17 protein-coding genes are annotated in these 19,271 nt (G+C 43.5%); 12 read left to right on the top strand and 5 right to left on the bottom strand.

The features are described from left to right. The first annotated feature begins 10 nt into the window (after positions 1–10). Both SNE26_RS17215 and SNE26_RS17210 read left to right on the top strand, forming a co-directional pair. Positions 11–3,349 carry a DUF5107 domain-containing protein gene (locus SNE26_RS17215; protein ID WP_321555155.1) on the top strand — a complete coding sequence of 1,113 codons (3,339 nt, stop codon included), beginning with the start codon at positions 11–13 and terminating at the stop codon, positions 3,347–3,349. 14 nt (positions 3,350–3,363) lie between these two features. After that, positions 3,364–5,577, top strand: a complete 2,214-nt coding sequence (locus SNE26_RS17210; protein ID WP_321555154.1) for an alpha-galactosidase — start codon at positions 3,364–3,366, stop codon at positions 5,575–5,577. A gap of 312 nt (positions 5,578–5,889) precedes the next feature. Here SNE26_RS17210 and SNE26_RS17205 read toward each other — a convergent pair whose 3' ends face one another. Together SNE26_RS17205 and SNE26_RS17200 are read right to left on the bottom strand one after the other, a co-directional pair. Beyond that, entirely contained in the window at positions 5,890–6,888 is a 999-nt protein-coding gene (locus SNE26_RS17205; protein WP_321555153.1) for a hypothetical protein, read from the bottom strand. A gap of 42 nt (positions 6,889–6,930) precedes the next feature. After that, on the bottom strand, positions 6,931–7,422 hold the full coding sequence (locus SNE26_RS17200) for a DUF6265 family protein (RefSeq protein WP_321555152.1): 492 nt from the start codon (positions 7,420–7,422) through the stop codon (positions 6,931–6,933). Positions 7,423–8,212: 790 nt separating this feature from the next. Here SNE26_RS17200 and SNE26_RS17195 point away from each other — a divergent pair. The 4 genes from SNE26_RS17195 (at position 8,213) to SNE26_RS17180 (ending at position 10,921) form a co-directional block, all read left to right on the top strand. Then, positions 8,213–8,554 (top strand): hypothetical protein, encoded by a 342-nt coding sequence (locus SNE26_RS17195; protein WP_321555151.1) that lies wholly within the window; start codon positions 8,213–8,215, stop codon positions 8,552–8,554. Positions 8,555–8,757: 203 nt separating this feature from the next. After that, on the top strand, positions 8,758–9,240 hold the full coding sequence (locus SNE26_RS17190; RefSeq protein WP_321555150.1) for a DoxX family protein: 483 nt from the start codon (positions 8,758–8,760) through the stop codon (positions 9,238–9,240). Between the two features lie 75 nt (positions 9,241–9,315). After that, a complete protein-coding gene (locus SNE26_RS17185) occupies positions 9,316–10,062 on the top strand; it encodes a sulfite exporter TauE/SafE family protein (protein ID WP_321555149.1) in 747 nt (248 codons plus the stop codon). A 67-nt stretch (positions 10,063–10,129) separates the two neighbouring features. Further along, the gene (locus SNE26_RS17180) at positions 10,130–10,921 is read left to right on the top strand and encodes a DUF5995 family protein (RefSeq protein WP_321555148.1); all 792 of its coding nucleotides are present in this window, start codon (positions 10,130–10,132) and stop codon (positions 10,919–10,921) included. Positions 10,922–10,929: 8 nt separating this feature from the next. Here SNE26_RS17180 and SNE26_RS17175 read toward each other — a convergent pair whose 3' ends face one another. Beyond that, the gene (locus SNE26_RS17175; RefSeq protein ID WP_321555147.1) at positions 10,930–11,247 is read right to left on the bottom strand and encodes a hypothetical protein; all 318 of its coding nucleotides are present in this window, start codon (positions 11,245–11,247) and stop codon (positions 10,930–10,932) included. 437 nt (positions 11,248–11,684) lie between these two features. On the opposite strand from SNE26_RS17175, the gene SNE26_RS17170 reads away from it, so the two are divergent. The 5 genes from SNE26_RS17170 (at position 11,685) to SNE26_RS17150 (ending at position 17,037) form a co-directional block, all read left to right on the top strand. Beyond that, positions 11,685–12,122, top strand: coding sequence for a hypothetical protein (locus SNE26_RS17170; protein ID WP_321555146.1), 438 nt, complete (start codon positions 11,685–11,687; stop codon positions 12,120–12,122). Between the two features lie 247 nt (positions 12,123–12,369). Then, a complete protein-coding gene (locus tag SNE26_RS17165; RefSeq protein WP_321555145.1) occupies positions 12,370–13,326 on the top strand; it encodes a TIGR01212 family radical SAM protein in 957 nt (318 codons plus the stop codon). Positions 13,327–13,584: 258 nt separating this feature from the next. Next, a complete protein-coding gene (locus SNE26_RS17160) occupies positions 13,585–14,817 on the top strand; it encodes an acyltransferase (RefSeq protein WP_321555144.1) in 1,233 nt (410 codons plus the stop codon). Next, complete coding sequence (locus tag SNE26_RS17155; RefSeq protein WP_321555143.1) at positions 14,792–16,168, top strand: acetylxylan esterase; 1,377 nt, start codon at positions 14,792–14,794, stop codon at positions 16,166–16,168. Before SNE26_RS17160 ends, SNE26_RS17155 begins: the two co-directional genes overlap by 26 nt. 20 nt (positions 16,169–16,188) lie before the next feature. Further along, positions 16,189–17,037: a hypothetical protein gene (locus SNE26_RS17150; RefSeq protein WP_321555142.1), complete on the top strand. Its 849-nt coding sequence runs from the start codon at positions 16,189–16,191 to the stop codon at positions 17,035–17,037. 201 nt (positions 17,038–17,238) lie between these two features. On the opposite strand, the gene SNE26_RS17145 is transcribed toward SNE26_RS17150, so the two are convergent. Next, the gene (locus tag SNE26_RS17145) at positions 17,239–17,790 is read right to left on the bottom strand and encodes a 5'(3')-deoxyribonucleotidase (protein ID WP_321555141.1); all 552 of its coding nucleotides are present in this window, start codon (positions 17,788–17,790) and stop codon (positions 17,239–17,241) included. 66 nt (positions 17,791–17,856) lie between these two features. Between SNE26_RS17145 and SNE26_RS17140 the strand changes: the two genes are divergently transcribed. Further along, positions 17,857–18,606, top strand: coding sequence for a DeoR/GlpR family DNA-binding transcription regulator (locus tag SNE26_RS17140; protein WP_321555140.1), 750 nt, complete (start codon positions 17,857–17,859; stop codon positions 18,604–18,606). 118 nt (positions 18,607–18,724) lie between these two features. On the opposite strand, the gene SNE26_RS17135 is transcribed toward SNE26_RS17140, so the two are convergent. Beyond that, positions 18,725–19,195 carry an SRPBCC family protein gene (locus SNE26_RS17135; RefSeq protein ID WP_321555139.1) on the bottom strand — a complete coding sequence of 157 codons (471 nt, stop codon included), beginning with the start codon at positions 19,193–19,195 and terminating at the stop codon, positions 18,725–18,727. Positions 19,196–19,271: the final 76 nt, after the last annotated feature.

Here is a 19,271-nt window from a genome sequence, read left to right as displayed (position 1 = left end):
TATAAGCTACATGAATAATTTAGCAGTAAATGTTTGGGAAGAAAAGGTAATTATCCCAACCTACGGTATAGGCAAGCCCGACAAAAACCCCATGTTTTTTGAGAAGCGGGTTTACCAGGGCAGCAGCGGTAAGGTGTACCCGAACCCGGTTATCGAAAAAATTTACGACGAAAAAGAAGATAAGGAATACACAGGTCTGTACCTGGAGAATAAATACCTTAAAGTGTTGATCCTGCCCGAGCTTGGCGGCCGGATCCAAATGGCTTATGACAAGATCAAAGACCGCCATTTTATTTACTACAACCAGGTAATTAAACCGGCGCTGGTAGGCTTAACCGGTCCCTGGATTTCGGGCGGTATTGAATTTAACTGGCCGCAGCACCACCGCCCAAGTACTTTTGAACCGGTTGACTATAAGATTGAAGAAAACGCCGACGGCAGCAAAACCATTTGGGTTAACGAGGTGGAGCGCATGTTTCATACCAAGGGCATGGCAGGCTTTACCCTGCATCCTGATAAGGCTTATATCGAAATAAAAGCAAAACTTTATAATCGCTCCGCACTGCCGCAAACCTTTTTATGGTGGGCAAACCCTGCTGTGAAAGTTAATGATGATTACCAGTCGGTTTTTCCGCCTGATGTTAATGCGGTTTTTGACCATGGCAAGCGTGATGTATCAACTTTCCCCATCGCTACTGGCACTTATTACAAGGTTGATTACTCGCCGGGTACGGATATCTCGAGGTATAAAAATATCCCGGTACCAACATCGTACATGGCCATCAACTCCAACTATGATTTTGTAGGCGGATATGAGCATGATTCACAAGCTGGCTTGCTGCACGTAGCCAATCACCATGTATCGCCCGGTAAAAAACAGTGGACCTGGGGCCACAGCGATTTCGGCGTGGCCTGGGACAGGAACCTGACCGATGAGGACGGCCCATACATTGAGCTGATGACCGGAATGTTTACCGATAACCAGCCCGATTTTACCTGGCTGATGCCGCATGAAGAAAAGCACTTTACCCAGTATTTTATGCCATACCGCGAGCTTGGCGTAATAAAAAATGCTACTAAAGATATCCTGTTGGCGCTTGACTATGCCGACGGTAAACTATTATTAAAAGTTTACGTAACCGGCGAGCAAAACAACCTGAACATCAAACTGCAGCACGATGGTAAGGTATTGCTAAGCGAAAAAGTTTGCATTGTACCGGAGCATGTTTATACCAGGGAGATAGCCGTTAAAAATATCGATGAAAGCCTTTTATTACTTGCCGTACATTCGGAGGCGGGTAAGGAGCTCATTAAATACGATGCGGCAAGCAATAAGTTGAACAATATCCCGGAGGCAGCTAAACCAGCGTTGTTACCTGCCGATGTTGAAAATAATGAGCAACTGTTTTTAACCGCGCAACATTTAGAGCAGTACCGTCATGCTACTTACAGCCCGGTACCTTATTATGAAGAGGCTTTACGTCGCGACCCGAAAGATCTCCGTAATAACAATGCTTTGGGTTTATGGTACCTGCGCCGCGGCCAGTTTGCTAAAAGCGAGCCTTATTTCCGCATGGCGGTTGAAACTATTACCCAGCGCAATCCTAACCCTTACGATAGCGAGTGCTATTACAATTTAGGTTTGGCGTTAAAATTCCTCGGCAAGAAAGAGGAGGCCTACAAAGCATTTTACAAAGCCACCTGGAGCAATGCCTGGAAAGACAGCGGCTATTTTTCGGTAGCACAGATCGACCTGGAAAACGGCGATTATGAACTGGCGCTTGACCATTCACTGTCATCTTTAGACAGGAACGCTAACAACAGTAAAGCTTATGTTTTACGTTCGGTGGCTTTCCGCAAACTGGAACGGTTTGAAGAGGCTGTTGAAGTAAGTGCTGCAGCTATCAAAAGGGATGCGTTTAACTTAGGTGCTTTGTTTGAGCTGGTATATGCTTACAAAGCTTTAGGCAATGAGGAAAGAGCCATGAGCGGCCTTAATGAACTTACTAAACTATCGCGCGGTTATTACCAAAACTACATTGAATACGCGCTTGATTATGCTAATGCGGGGCTATACAGGGAAGCTACCGATCTGCTAAATTATGCGGTGAATAGTGATGCTACCAGCCCTATGGTATACTATTACCTTGGCTACTTTGCCTGCCAGTTGGGTAATAATGAACAGGCAGCTGAATATTTTAAACTGGCTTCGGCGGCTGATTCGTATTTATGTTTCCCTGATAGGCTGGAAGATATCAGTGTGTTGAAATTGGCCGCTGCCCTGGTGCCAACCGATGCCAAAGCACCTTATTACTTAGGCAACCTGTTTTATGATAAGCTGCAATATGATGATGCCATAGCAGCCTGGGAAGCATCGGTACAGTTAGATGACGCTTTCCCAACCGTGTTCAGGAATTTGGGTATTGCATATTATAACAAGCGCAACGACCCGGCAAAAGCTTTAATATGTTTTGAAAAAGCCTTCGCGCTGGATACGACGGATGCCCGCATCCTGATGGAGCTTGACCAGCTTTACAAAAAACTGAACCACCCTGCTGATGCACGCCTGAAATTTGTTGAAGCTAACCTGGAAACCGCCAAACTGCGTGATGATGTTTACCTGGAGCGCGCAACATTGTATAACTTTTTGGGTGAGCACCAAACGGCTTTTCAACAGGTAACGCAAAGAACTTTTCACCCATGGGAGGGAGGTGAAGGCAAGGCGTCTGGACAGTACGTTTCATCATTGGTTGAAATGGCTAAGCAAAACATCCGCGAGGGCAAATACAATGAAGCCATTGAACAGTTAACTCAAGCGCAAACCTATCCGCATAATTTAGGCGAAGGCAAACTGTTCGGCACGCAGGAAAATGACATCTTTTATTGGTTGGGCCGGGCTTACGAAAACCTGCAGCAAATCGAAGAAGCAAAGGCATATTTTGAGCAGGCAGCCATCGGTTTGGAAGACCCGACAGCGGCCGTTTTTTATAACGATCAGCAGCCGGATAAGATCTTTTATCAGGGTTTAGCAAAAAAATGTCTGGGTGACAGTACATCGGCAGAGCGGATCTTCAAAAAACTGCTTAATTATGGTATCGGGCACATGGATGATAACGTAAAAATTGATTACTTTGCCGTCTCGCTGCCAAATTTGCTCATTTTTGAAGATGACTTGCAGGTAAGGAACCGCGTGCACTGCTACTTTTTACAGGGACTGGGATATCTCGGTTTACATGATTTTGAGCAGGCACAAAAAGCCTTTACCGAAGTTCTGAAACTTGATGCCGGGCACTTTGGGGCGAGGATCCATCAAAACATGATAAACCAAATTACCGAAGTAGCCGGTTAAACCAAAAATCACACGTGAGAACTACTCAAAGAAAAACTTTACCACTGGGCCTGCTTTTTGCAGGCTCAATGCTGTTGGCCGGAAGGGCGGCAGCGCAGGATGTAACTATCCCTGTTGAAACCCAGCACAACGCCATCGTGTTGCAAACTGATGCCGAAAAACACCTGAACATGGTGTACCTGGGTGCTAAGCTTGCCAACACAGCCGAGTATGCCCGCATCCAGAAAATGTACAAACAGGCTGATGATTCGGGCGTACAGAATGATGTTTATACGCCATCAGGATCGGCCAGCCTTGGCGAGCCTGCCATTACCGTTACGCACGCCGATGGCAATAAATCATTAAACCTGGCCTATGTAAGTCATACCGTAAGTAAGGTTGATGATGATATTTCGTTATTAGTGGTTACCCTGAAAGATCCCGTTTATGATTTTGAGGTAAAACTTTATTACAAAACCTATTTTAAAGAGGATGTGACCGAACAATGGTCGGTAATCAAACACAACGAAAAAGGGATAGTAACGCTTAATAAATATGCTTCGGCCAATTTAAACCTGAAGGGTAACACCACAGGTGGTTTCTGGTTAAAGCAATACCACGGCAATTGGGCTATGGAAGTACAGCCTGAAGAAGCCCGTTTAACCCATGGCATCAAAACTATCGACAGTAAACTGGGTACCCGCGCTAATTTGTACGAGCATTCGATGTTTGCCATATCGCTGGATAAACCTGCTACCGAGGATGAAGGCAAGGTGCTTTACGGCGCCATGGAATGGTCGGGCAATTTCAGGGTCGATTTTGAACTGGATGTAGCCAATAACCTGAAAATTATTGCAGGTATAAACAATGCTGCCTCCGAGTATCACTTAAAGCCGGGGGCTGAATTTACTACGCCTGCTTTTTTGTACACGTACTCTGATCATGGTAAAGGCGATGCCAGCCGCAAACTGCAAAGCTGGGCGCGTAAATACAAAATTGTTGATGGCGAAGGTTCAAGGTTAACACTGTTGAACAACTGGGAATCGACCTATTTCGATTTTAATGAGAGCAAGCTGGCCGGCTTGTTAAAAGATACCAAAAAATTGGGTGTCGACCTGTTTTTATTGGATGACGGCTGGTTTGGTAACAGTCACCCACGCAACGGCGACAATGCCGGTTTGGGCGATTGGCAGGAGAATAAACAAAAGCTGCCTAACGGTATCAGCTCATTAGTGAAAGAGGCGCAGGCCAACGGTGTAAAATTCGGCATCTGGATTGAGCCGGAAATGGTTAACCCGGCCAGCGATTTATACAAAGCGCATCCTGATTGGGTGATCAAACAACCAAACCGCCCTGAAAAATACTTCAGGAACCAGCTGGTACTTGATTTGGCTAATCCTAAAGTGCAGGATTTTGTATTTGGCGTGGTTGATAACCTGTTCACCAAAAACCCTGACCTGGCTTATATCAAATGGGATTGCAATGCGGTTATTTATAACGCTTACTCGGCTTATTTGAAAAAAGACCAGTCGCACATTTATGTTGATTATGTGAACGGCTTGTACAACGTATTGAAACGTGTACGTGCCAAATATCCTAAAGTGCCATTGATGCTTTGCTCAGGCGGCGGCGGCAGGGTTGATTACGGTGCGTTACAATACTTTACCGAGTACTGGCCAAGCGATAACACCGATCCGCTGGAGCGCGTGTTTATACAATGGGAATATTCATTCTTCTACCCGGCTATCACCAGTTCAAACCACGTTACTGATTGGGGCAAGCAACCCATCAAATACCGTGTGGATGTAGCGATGATGGGTAAAATGGGCTTTGATATCGTTATCGGTAAGCTAAGCGAAAACGATCTGAGTTTCTGCCAGTCGGCGCTGAAAAACTATGATGCTTTGAAAGATGTGATCTGGCATGGCGATCAGTACCGTTTGGCATCACCATGGGATAATGATGCGGCATCGATCATGTATGTAAGCGGCGATAAATCAAAAGCGGTAATGTTCAACTACCTGGTGAATAACCGTTACGGCTCGGGCACCAAAGTACCTGTACGCCTGAAAGGCCTCGACCCTAATAAGAAATATCGTGTAAAAGAGATCAATCTTTACCCGGGAACAGGTTCGGTATTGGGTAACGAAGATTTAACCTTTACCGGCGATTTCCTGATGAATGTAGGTATTAATCCAGCAAACAGCGCTTACCATACCAGTGTGGTATTGCAGCTGGAAGCGATCTGATAGCGGCGAACAATAAGAGTAAAAAAAGAAACGTCATTGCGAGGTACGAAGCAATCCCAAACTATACAGGGCGGACCTGCTTATAGGGGATTGCTTCGTACCTCGCAATGACGTTTTTATTGATGTTATTTCTGTTGGATTGTAATGTAGCTTACCATCGCTGCAGCAAGGCTTTGCCTGGTGCCCCTTTTTTGCTTGTCATGTTGAACTTGTTTCAACACCCCACTCGCTAAGCAATCACGCTGGACAAATCGGCGACATGTCCTGTGAGGTGCCGAAACGAGTTCGGCATGACGCAGGGGGCTTATATCCTTACCTTAACTTGTCTATCATATCAAAATGCTCAACCCTTGCTGAGGTCAACGGCAGCTTGCTGCAGGCAGAGTAAAAAATATAATCCTTATCTTCGGCAATACCGGGAAGTAGCTTGTTTATAACCCTACTGATCTGCATGTTCTCGCTTTTTACCGCATTGGTATCAGCAATATTTACTTTGGTTGTATAATAAATTACCGGAAACCAGCCGTGGCTGTTCTTTTGATTGCCGATCCTGAATACCCGCGGTTCCCCTGCAACACCATCAATTACTACCGGGAAACGGTATTGCTTTACTGTTGCCTCGGCGGCATCCTGGAATAATTTGCCTGCATCGGTATCGTGTTCGTATTGCCAGTAGTCGTTAGGGGCGGTACATTGTAAAGCAAGCTCAAGGGTTAAACGGGCATCGGCAAAATGTTGTTTATCGTATTTCTCTTTTCCCAGCTCGTAAAGCTCAGGAGCTGTTTTGCCGTTGATTTTATAAGTATTTACATTTAACGAGGTTAGCTTCCAGCCGTAGTCGTATTTGGCATACAGTGCGGTGATCATTTCCTGGTTGGGCAGGTTTTTATCCTTCGGCAAAAAAAGCGCCATGTACATTTCATGGGTTATGCCATTATAGATCATTTTATAGCTGTTAATGCCTGCCGACGGATTGCCTACGGTATCTGTACTACGATGTTTGTTTACGATATAATACTCATCATAAATATCATAATCGGTGGTTTTTGCGGCGTTGCCTACTAACTCTATTTGCCTGAGATTTGACTTGTCGTCCAGCATCTCCCGCGATTCCATGTTGCCGATGTCATCGGCGTTGCCGGTACGGAGGTCATGAAGCAGTTGTTCATTTAATTTGTGAAAATCGTCGCGTTTGCCGCCGGGGATCTGGTCGTTTCGCCATGCTCCCGGCTGTTTAATGCAGCTTTGCAATGATATGGCCAGTAAAGCAAAGGGGATGAGTTTAATTGTGTTTTGGTATAGGGGTTTCATATTACCCGTAATAATATGAAAAAGTAACGATACACAAAATGGCTAACGTACCCTTTTCATCGGGAATGTGATGGTCTTTTGCCTGCCTTTCCGTACACCTGATATTTCGGCCACTAACGAGTCTTTAGTGATTTGCGTATAGGTTATTTTTTGAGGGAAATCATGTTCTGGGTTTTCAAATACGAGGTGTTTATTATCTGATGAAGTAAGTGTAAAAGTTACCGCCTCTCCATCGTTTTGATTTTTTACTGTTGGGATGTAGTAAAGCTTGCGGGCATGCTGCTCCAGCCGGATTTGTTCGGATGATACAGTGTCTGTTCCTGATAACGAATAGCTCCTGCCAAGAAAGGTAGAATCGTTAAGCTTTTTCCAGGTTTCGAGATCCAGTGTTTTTGCCGATTGATTTTTCCAGCTGCCGATAAGCCATTTGGCTTGCGCGATAGGATTGTTTTTTTGCTGCGCATAAGAGGTATGCGCAAGCGTAATGCCGGCTACAATGAGTAACTGTAGTTTGAATTGACGAAACAGGATCATGACGGGTGCTAAGTGATTGAAGTTACGAATAAAAAAGACAAATCAAAGAGAACCGGCATGCAGGGTTCGGCTAAAGCCGGGTCTTAATTTATAACTATCCGTCACTTTTAAGTGACGGCAATGAAGTTGAATATATCAATTCCTGGCCCGATTTTAGTTTCACTGCCGTTGGCTTTAACCAAGGGTTGGTTAGCCTATTTTAAACGGCTTTAGCCTGAATCTATACCGAAACCCGGAAAACATCGGCGCATATGCATTTAGCTCGAATTAACTACCATCAACAAAAAAGGCTGACCATTTCCGATCAGCCTTTCACATAATTACCCCGTTTAATCTATTACCTTTAACATTCGTTTTCATCTGTACTGTGTGCAACAAAAAAACCACATATTGCACTTGCGCTTAGCGCTATTAATAACGTAATCATAGTGTTTAATTTTTAGGTGAATAATTAATTAATACTATAATTAGTACGGATAAAATCCTCAATAGTTTTATTAAATAGCTGTTTTTGGGTATTATAAAAGTACTTTTACAATTATTATTTCCTACTGGTTAAAAAATTAGGAGTTTATTATTATTATCGGCAAACTGGCAACAAAATTAAAATGGCCAATCCGTTAAATCCTGCTTATTACACGTTATTCCTCATCATCTTGTTACAAAACCATTCTTCAAAACACGCTATCTTTGGGGTACAGCTATAAATGCTGCACAAAAACATTATTTGCAAAGCCGGGCTATGACATACGGAAAAAACATTAGACTTATACGTTCATTACTAAGCCTGATGATCATGGTGATTTTCCTGGTGCTTGGCTATTGCCCGCTAAGAAATGTTTTATGTTCACTCGCCGGCAATTCGCCTCAAAATAACAAACAAAAAGCCCCCCGTGATATAAAAGCAGTTGTTGAGGATTGCAGCGCATACAACAGTGGCGATAAAATTATTCCTTACCAGGAAGTTACGGCAAAAACAGCAGTTCCTTTGCTTTTGGCTGTTGTTGTTGCGGTAGTATTTTTTACGGGTGCTGGAGTATCTGGAAAAGTTACTGTTTTATACCGCACCAGTGCCGGCCATAATTTAAGCCCTATCCCGCTTTACCTTGCAAACAGGGCATTGCTTATTTGAATATCCTTCCCTATAGAATGCTTATTTCACCCAAAGGCGTTTGTCGCCCGGTTTATTAAGCATCTCTCATCAGTCATTGAAAGTATTTGTATTTACATTTTTGGATAATTATTTGGTTGGTGCATGTTGGTGTCCCTGGTATTTGCTGCGGCATATATGTGCTGCTAACCTGAATGATTACCGGGTATCAATTTTTTTTAATCATGATCAACAACATTTTTTCTATAGCCGGCAAAAACTATCAGCAACCGGCCCCTTTGTTTTTGCGCCTGGCCATTGGCTTTGGCTTTATGGCCCACGGCTGGGCAAAATTGAGCAAAGGCCCCGAAGCTTTCGGAAACCTGCTGGCCCAAATCCATGTGCCATTTCCGCATATGATGGCGTGGGTCTCAACATTTACAGAACTGCTTGGCGGCCTGGCCGTCTTTGCAGGGATATTTGTTAGCATAAGCACTATCCCGCTTATTTGCATTATGCTTGTAGCCATGTTTGGCATTCAAATTCATTATGGCTTTAGTTCGGTAAAAACGATTGGCTTAACAGCCGGCCGTCCAGTTTTCGGTCCGCCAGGCTATGAGATCAATTTACTGTACATCGCCGGGCTTATAGCACTGCTCAATTCGGGCGGAGGCTTATTTTCAGTCGACTCGATACTGGCGACAAAACGCGGCACAACAAAATTGTAATATTTAATAAATGATAACAACTATTGATCATTACAGCGCTCTGGCGCAAATGATCAATAGTTTTAATAACACAAAGTGGATGTTGTTTTTCTTTATATTTTTATCATAAGCTTTATCGCTACTTTGGTACGGTCAACTTTTGGCTTCGGCGAATCGCTGGTAGCTGTACCATTATTAAGCATATTTATTCCTATCGGAGTGGCGGTCCCGCTTTCGGTACTTATCTCTGTTTTAGTTGCCCTTGTTGTCGTAATACAGGACCACAGCAAGATCCAGCTAAACAGTGCAAAATGGCTTATCCTTTTTGCTATACCGGGTATCCCCATCGGCTTACTGATATTGATATACGGTAACGAGTGGTGGGTGAAAATGGGGCTGGGCACTTTGATAATCCTGTATTCGTTATACGCTATGTTTGGTAAAAATACTTTCCGGCTGCACAACGATAACAAACTCTGGTTGTTTATCTGCGGCTTTCTCTCAGGCGTTTTAGGCGGTGCCTACGGTCTTAACGGTCCGCCATTAGTTATTTACGGCAATATGAGAAAATGGTCCCCCAAAGATTTCAGGGCGACGCTCCAGGGATATTTTTTGCCGGCAAGCTTAATTGGAGTAACAGGCTATATATTTAAGGGACTAATAACTGCCGAAGTATTGAAATATTTTATGGTGTCGCTCCCTGCAGTTTTTCCGGCGATTTTTTTAGGCAGGTACCTGAACCATAAACTCAACAACGCATCATTTTTCAGATATGTTTACGGGGGCTTACTGCTCATCGGGGCCTTTTTAATTGTGTTTTGCCTGCTTAACATAAAAACCTGATGTACAAGCGTCAACAAAAATCATATCTTTAAAACAATTAAATATACCTGAAACTTGTCTGCCTGTTATGGAACCTATTGCCCAAGCTCAAAATATCGATCAAATTATTGAACAGTTAGAAGCCATTATTGCCGATGCTATAAAAACCGACAGCCGGGCCGGGTATTTTGCGGCCCTGTACCATAAGGTTACCTGCAAGGTAAGGGAAGGCATCCAAAATGGTGAGTTTGAAAACCCTGCCCGCATGGAACAACTGGACGTGATCTTCGCCAACAGGTACATTATGGCTTATCATTGCTGGCAGCGAAAACAGCCCTGCTCAAACTGCTGGGAGTTGGCTTTCAGTATTTTTAATAAATCGTCGAGACTGGTACTGCAGCACCTGCTCATTGGCATGAACGCGCATATCAACCTTGATTTGGGTGTTGCCGTTGTTGAAGTAGCACGCAACCTTAACCAGCCGCTAACCGAAGTTCATAAAGATTTTAATTCCATCAACACTATACTTTCGGCGCTTACCTACGAGGTGATCAGCGAGCTGAACCAGATTTCGCCGCTGCTGTCGCTGGCAGGTTTGCACGCGCAAAACAACTCTATCCTGATCCAGTTTGCCCTTGGCAATGCCCGCGATGGTGCCTGGTGCTTTGCCGAAGACCTGTTTACCCGTACCGGGGATGCTTATCCTAAACAGATAGCCAGCAGGGATAATGACATCAATAAGCTGGGTTTAGGGATTGTTAACCCGGTTGGCATGCTACGCTTTACCGTATGGATCATCCACCTGTTTGAAAAACGAGACCCATCCAAAATAACGGAGATCCTGAGCACCTATAAAAAGACTTATTTAAAGGTGAATTAGCAACAGGATCAAAACGTTCGTTTGATATTGTAAGCTACCAGGTATTGCTGTGTATCTTTAATAACCACAGATTTGCCGGCCGGCAGTTCCATACCATTAAATTTAATAAGCTTGCCCTGCACAAGGGAAAGGATCGTGGGAATAGCTTCTGCAGCCATTGGCACCGACATAAGCGGATAATAGGTTTTTGCAAGCTTTGCTTTATCTTTTTCGGTAACAAGGTGTACCTGCCAAAAGTCTTCCTTGCCAAACCCGTATTCGCTGGCACAATTGTCAAGGTCATATACAAACTCACGGGCCTGCATTTCTGATGATTTAGCGGCCATCTATTTGTTATTTAAATTGGGGTGAATGATCGGAGAGGTGGTGGGAATGGGTTTCCTGGTAATGGGGGTATCCCCTGGCTTTTTTAGGCTCATATGCTTTTAATTAAAGAACGTGTTTAGTCAAAGCTAATCATTTATAAATGGGTAAACGATTATATTTATTGGACCGTTAATTGCCGATTCTCCATCTGACCATTTTCTTAGAAGCTGTTTAAAAATATATAAAAGCCGTCATTGCGAGGCACGAAGCAATCCCCAAGAGGCAGATCCGCTAAGCAAATCCGCCCTGTATAGTAGGGGATTGCTTCGTGCCTCGCAATGACGTGGGGATATAGTAGTTTCATTTAATCGTATTTAAACAGTTTCTTAGAATAAGCAATAAATACTTGACAGTTTATTTTATATTTATTCCTATTGAAACATTATCACACTTAATTATGAATAAAATTTACAGTTTATTATTCCTGTTCCTGTTAACTATTTTTGCTGCGTGTAAAAAAGGTGCCGACGATAGCAAGCCCGAAAACAAATATGCAGGTACCTGGCGTGCCGATATGGGCATTTACAACTCTTACAGCAACGGCGTATTTTTAGGGGCGGACACTACACGGCAAACTACTTACCTGTTGATCTTAAAAAACGATGGCACCGGGAGTACAACAGTTTCCGGGCATTTGCTTACTACCTTTAACTACGTTATAGTTAGCGATCAAATAAACTATACTCATTTTGTTTACTATGGAGGAAGCAATCCCGGCGGTGTTCCTGATAACGACTATTCAGAAAAAATCCTCTCGTTTACGGGTAACAAATTGGTTACCAGTTTGATGCAGGGAGAAGATATTAACAATATCTATTTTACTAAAGTTAATTAATATTTCACCTGTTAAAACTGCACCATTCTGCGGAGCACACGTCACACGCATGTGCTCTGCATGCTTAGTAAGCATATCAAGTTATACTATATCTAATCAAATTATAGTTTTCAGCAAGACAGTTACTGGCCATGTACAAGTATTAACCCGTGTCAACAATAACCAAAAGCCAGCCTCATCAAAAATCACTATCTTTGCCCCTTGATAGGATGAAACCATCGTCAATCTTGAAATCAAGGACAGCAAAGTGGAACAGCAAACAATAACAACCTGGGAAAAAGGCTACAACAATTACGGGCCCTGGCTTAAAGAGAAATATAAAGGCCACCGCGTGTTTAAAGTAATTGTCGACGGTGGTTTTACCTGTCCCAACCGGGATGGGTCGAAGGGTTACGGCGGTTGTACTTATTGTAATGTTGATTCCTTTACCCCGTCGGTTAGCCGCAACGCCCCTACCGTAAGGCAACAGGTTGAGGAAGGTATGGAACGCGCCCGCAAAGGTAATAAGGCCGATAAATTTATTATTTATTTTCAGCCCAATACCAATACTTACGCACCGGCTCATTACCTCAAAATGATGTATGACGAGGCCCTGAGCTATGGTACTGAAGATATTGTAGGCCTCTCGGTAGGTACCCGCCCCGATTGTATCGATGCCGAAAAGATTGCCCTGTTGGAAAGCTACACCGACCGTTTTGATGTTGACCTTGAAATGGGTATGGAAAGTATCTATAACGATACCCTGAACCAGATTAACCGCGGCTGCAGCCATGAAGAGCTCGTAAAAGCCCTTAGTTTGGTGGAAAATTCAAAGCTGGATATTTGTGTGCATACCATTTTCGGCTTCCCCTGGGAAACTAAAGAGATGATGCTGAAATATGCCGACGAGATCAACCGTTTTAAACAGATCAAGTTCGTAAAATTCCACCACCTGCATATTGTTGAAGGCTCGGTAATGGGCGTAAAATATAAACGCGAACCGTTCCACCTGTTTGGCATTGAAGAATATGCCGATTTTCTGTGTGAGTTACTGCCCCTTGTTCGCCCGGACATTGTGATCCAGCGTCTCTTCGGCCTCAGCGACCGTGAACTGCTCATCGCCCCCAACTGGGGTTTGAAAAAATCTGAGATCCAGTATTATATTGATCAACGGATTTTGAACAGGGGTGTGGTGCAGGGAAGTGGTCTGAACCTTGATTTGTAAAGTCTGAACCTTGATTTATAGGATTTAAGGATGGGCAGGATTTTTATGCCTGTCGATAGCCTTATCTTCAGGACCGATAAAATCCATTAATCCTGCAAATCCCGGTTCAGGTTTAACGAATAAGTAAATCGCTTCCTTCCTCACTGTACCTAAAAACTGCCTCTGCTACTTAATCAACTGTTCCTATTCAATACTTGGTATCCCTTTTGCAAACATTTACGTATAATAAATTGATCTGAAAGTTAAAATACGTTCGTTTTGTCACAAAGAGCACAATCCAATTATATTCCGGCGTTAACCGGTGTAAGGGCCATGGCGGCTTACCTGGTTTTCATATCGCATTTTGCCTATGTGTTTGATGAGAAATTTCCCCACTCTGTGCAACGTTTCTTAAATGAGTTCCATATCGGGGTTACCATTTTCTTTGTGCTTTCGGGCTTTTTGATAGCATTTCGCTATTTTGATAGTTTTAAATTAACAAAAGCCTGGTTTCTGCAATACCTTAAAAACCGGGTAGCGCGCATCTACCCCATGTACGCGCTACTTACCATCGGGGCGTTCATAGCTTATCATTTTACCCAAAACCAAACAGTAACGGCAGGACAAAACCCGGTAGTTATGTTTTTCATGAACATCGTTTTTGTTCGGGGTTTTTTTGATCAGTTTAAGTTTACCGGTATTGCCCAGGGCTGGTCGCTCACGGTTGAAGAATGCTTTTATTTTTCGGCGCCATTTATTTTCCTTATAGCCACCAAATACAAAAAGTTTTACATCCAGCCTATAGCAGTTACTGGCCTGGGGATTTTGCTGGTGCTCATATTTCGTCATGTAAACTGGTTCGGTTTCTTTGGCAACTTTACGTTCATGATGTTGTACACCTTTTTGGGCCGTTGCTTTGAGTTTTTTGCGGGTATCCAGCTGGCACTCATCGTACGCAAACAAAAACTGGATGGCACAAGCAAAAAGAAATTTACTTACCTGGGCTTTTCCATGATCTTTTTTTGCGTGTGGATCATGTCTGCCTTAACTATCCCGAAAGGATATGAGGCAGGTTTGCATAATCCCTGGGGCATTGTAACCAATAACTACTTGCTGGCCATATCCATAACCATTTTCTTTTATGGCCTGCTCACCGAAACTACCCTCCTTAAAAAGTTTTTAGCACATCCATTTATTGAGCTATTGGGCAAAAGCTCCTATATATTTTACCTTATCCACCTGGGCTATATGTACAACTTTATACACCAGGGGATGAACAGCCTTAACGACTTTGTTTTTGAGCTTTATGATAAGTGGGGGGTAGACTGGCATTCGCCGTTTGAGTATGATAGTTTAAACCTTTTGTACGCCTTTATCGTTTTAAATGTCGTTTCCATAACGTTGTTTAAATTGATAGAGGAGCCGCTTAATCATTATATCCGCAAGTCTGATTTCCTGATCAAAAACAAAGTACGCAATCCCGAAAATGAATCAGCTAAGATTAAAGTTTAATTATAACATGGTGAAAAACGCTAACAAACTACTGATCATAGCTTTTGCTTTATTGACCATGTGTGCCGCAAAACCGGTCATGGCCCAGGAAACTGAGAAAGAACCGGCCGAAGCTACCGACAAAAGCGGTGGTGACGATGAAGTATCAACAGCACTAACCATCAACAATAAGGATGGCATATTTGGTTCTGCCGCCTCATTCAGTTTTGAAATTAAAAACACGTACAATACCAACCAGGAGGGTACTATATCGTACAATATCACTACCGAAAATGGACAAATTGTTAAAACCCTGTCAAAGCCGGTAAACCTTGGCAAAAAAAGCACTTCCAGATATGATTTTGATGTGCCTAACCTAAAAACAGGCTTTTACAAGGTTAACATGATGATTAACGTAAGCGACTATGACGATACTACCCGTCGCGCTTTCGGGATCAGGCCGGAGGAAATCCGGTCGCAATATGCCAGGCCGGCCGATTTTGATCAATTTTGGCAAACCGCCAAAGATGAACTGGCCAGGGTAAAACCCAATTACAAAATCACCGAAGTACCATCTATGAACACCGAAAACCGCAAGGTTTACGAAATAGAAATGAAATCGCTTGATAACCTTACCATCCGTGGTTACATGACGGTACCCATCAGCAAAAATAAAAACAAGAAATTTTCGGTATTGCTTGGCTTGCCCGGTTACCAGGTAAAGTTATACCCGATAGTGGGCCTCGACCCCGACCTGGTGATCATTACCCTTAACACCCGCGGACAAGGCACCAGCCGCGATGTAATCCATACCGAGCGCGATGCCTTTATCTCCTATCATATTGAGGATAAAAACAAGTACGTAATGCGCGGTGTGATTATGGATTGTGTGCGCGCCGTTGATTTTATTTATGCGCAGCCCAATTTAAGGCATGATCAGATCCTGGCTACCGGCGGCAGCATGGGCGGTTATTTATCCCTGGCACTTGCAGGCCTCGATCATCGCGTAACCCTTTGCTCGGCACAAAACCCTATCATGAGCGATATCCGTAACCTGGTTGGTGCCGTTGAGTGGCCCATTAACGACATTAAAAAATATGTTTTAAGCAAGCCCGGCGTAACTTTTAACCAGGTGCTCAGCAATCTTGACTATTACGACACCAAAAACTTTGTAACAACCATAAAATGTCCAACTATTTTAGGCTTAGGTCTTTTGGATCCCTACGTGCCGCCAAACAATGGTTACGCGGTGTTTAACTCAATGCATGGTGATAAACATCTCATGGTATTTAAAAACCTTGGGCACGAGGTGAGCCAGGTATACAAGGATTATGAGGGCCGTTGGATGCGCGACAGCTTTGGTTTATTTTAAAACGATTAAAATCTACACACATGACCTTGAAAAATACTTTATCAAAATATTTACTTGCGGGGATAGTAATATTTGCCTTAGCCACAGGTAAAAGTTATGCCGGAGGTTTCCCGGTAAGGCCGGGCAGGATCTCGCTGTCGCCATCGGCAACTTACTTTTTTGCCAATAAAGCCTGGGATGCCGACAGCCATAAAGGCGCATTTACCAATAATGGCAAGTTCAGCTCATGGAGCTATTCCTTATATTCAGAAGTTGGCTTGAGCCGCAAGTTTACCCTGTCGGTACTGGCACCTTATGTAATGAATACCTTTAGTACAGATCTGGGCACCAGCAAAAGCTCTGGCTTCCAGGATTTGGAAGTCGGTATCAGGTATTACCTGGCCAATATCAATTATAAATATTACTTCAGTTTACAGGGTACAGCCATTGTACCTATGTATACCAATACAGCATTAGGTTACAATCAAAAAGGGGCCGAACTTAAACTGGCCTTTGCGGGCAGCGGGCATTTATTCGGCAAAAACTCATTCTTTATTTTGGAAAACGGTGTACGCGAATATTTTGGTTACGAAAGCGTTTTCCAGGACAGGTATAACGCCACATATGGCCTAACACTTGATAAAAAATTCCGCGAGCAGATCTCATTAAGTGTTGGCGGTTTTTATGCCACCAGTATCAATAAGGATTTTAACGTAAACCCCAGCGCCAGTAAAAACTTTGCCTTTAACCAGGTATCGTTAAGCTACGGCCACGCATTTGCCAAAAGCCTGTCGCTGTTTTTAACAGGTGGCACCTTTGTTACCGGGCGTAATACGGGTGCGGGCACCAGTTTTTCGGCATCGCTTAATTACCGGATAGATACGAAGTAAGCCCTCAAAACTATTTACAATGAAAGGTATTCATTGCCGTTGACTTTAGTCAACGGTAAAGCAAATACCATTGCGGGCTTCAGCCCAATTATTCAGGCGGCATTTCGGCTAAAGCTCCTGTTTTTCAGTCATTATTCCGTTGACTAAAGTCAACGGCAATGATTCTTACACGATGTATAAATAATTCTCTAAAACAGTTCCTCAGGCTTCCTGCACCTCTTTTTCAAACAAGTTTAATATTTCATCCCAATTGTTAACCCGCACATGCTGGTGTTCATGCTTGTTGTGATGTGCGTTAAACATGATCGCCTTACCGCTGCAATAGTCAAGGTTTTTACAATGGTCATCTATCATGTAATCGGTGTGGATGATGCTTTTATCGCCACACAGCACAACATTACGCCAGCTGATAAACGGGAAATATTCCTGGAGCCATTCCAGCTTTTCAAATAGCGATAATGGAAATTCGGTAGCTGCCGATACAATGTATACCTCATAATCTTCCATCAGCTTTTTAACGGCCTCAATAGCGCCTGGCATAACCGGTAGCGTACGGAAAAACCCGGGTAAGTTCAGGGAAGCTTTCGTTACAGCATCCAACGGAAAAGCCTCCGCGTGGGATAAGCCATCAATAGCTTCGAGGCTTGTAGTAATGCCATACAACTGTTCATAATATTTGATCAGTTGCGATTCAACATCGGCAATAACGCCGTCCATATCAATGGCGATAGTTTTCTTTGCTTGCGTTTTCATGCAACAAAATAAAGCAATATTGCAATATTTCGCAAATAAATTATAATTTTGCATTATATTGCAGACATGGTAAGAGAAGAAAGACTCCAGATCATATTGGATCACGTATCAAAAGACAATAAGGTTATGCTTACCGAACTGAGCGAAAAACTCAATGTTTCGGAAGATACTGTACGCCGCGACATTAAAGTACTGGCCGATCAGAAGCTGCTAACGGCAGTGAGGGGCGGCGCAATTGCCCACTCTCCCATTCCACATCATTACCGGGCAAGAGAAAAGCATGATGTTGCTTCAAAAAAGGTGATAGCCTCAAAAGTGTTGAGCTTTTTAAAAGACGGGCAGGTAGTACTTTTCGACGGCGGTACATCAACCCTGGCCGTAGCCCAAAGCTTGCCCGACGATTTGAGGATCACTGTAGTTACCAATAGCTTTCCGGTTGCCAGCGCGCTTGAAGACCACCCAATGGTTGAAGTGATATTTGCAGGCGGTCGCCTGTACAAATCATCCTTTACCACCATCGGCCACGAAACAATAAATGCGTTCAGGAACATCCGTGCCGATCTTTGCATTTTTGGGATCTGCAGTGTGCACCCCACCATCGGTATCACAACAAGGGATTATGAAGAGGCCGAGATCAAGAAAACGATGATCGAAGTATCGAAAGAAACCATTGCCTTATCCACCTTAGAAAAAATAAATAAAGCTGATTCTTATTACATAGGCCCGGTAACAGAACTGGGCACCATCATCACCGATGTATCTCCCGACAATGAACAACTTTCGGCATACAGAGAAGCAGGCATTAATATCTTTTAATATAACGCTGCCGCTGGCTTTCAGCCTATGGTTCGCATCATTTCAGCTTAATTTCCGTAAGCTGGAAGCTTATATCATACTACCACGGGTTACGCTGCGCTAAACCCGCGGCAGTCATTTATTTGTAAACCCCAAACAAATCTTCAATTGCTTTAACCCGGTAATCAAAAATCTGCTCCAACTTCCCTTTAATAAAAATAGCATTAGCAAACCGGCCTATCACCCCATAAGGAATGGCATAATGCAGTAGATCGGTCATGTGAACGCCTCCCTCTATCTCTTTAAAGTGGTGCTGGTGGTGCCACAAAGCGTATGGCCCGAAACGCTGCTCATCAACGAAATACTTTTTATTATCAACGTGGGTGATCTCCGTCATCCAGTTCATTTTGATACCCGGTAAAGGGGATATTTTATAGGTGATGATCATCCCGGCGTACATTTTGGTGTCCGCGGTATAATCGGAAGTTACCACAAAACGCATATCATCCGGGGTGATTTTTGCCAGGTTTAATGGCGACGAGAAAAAATCCCAGGCCTGTTCAATACTGATGGAAATGGATTGCTCTCTTTTTAAAACGTATGTTTTCACAATGGGGTAACAAGGTTGAATGACAAGTGTTTTAACATTGAATTATACCGTAGCCCGACGATAAAAAAGAAGCCAC

Origin of the sequence: Mucilaginibacter sp. cycad4 (assembly GCF_034263275.1) — a bacterium.
GTDB lineage: Bacteria > Bacteroidota > Bacteroidia > Sphingobacteriales > Sphingobacteriaceae > Mucilaginibacter.
The sequence above is the reverse complement of the archived record's forward strand: the minus strand, read 5'-3'. Positions and strand labels throughout refer to the sequence as shown.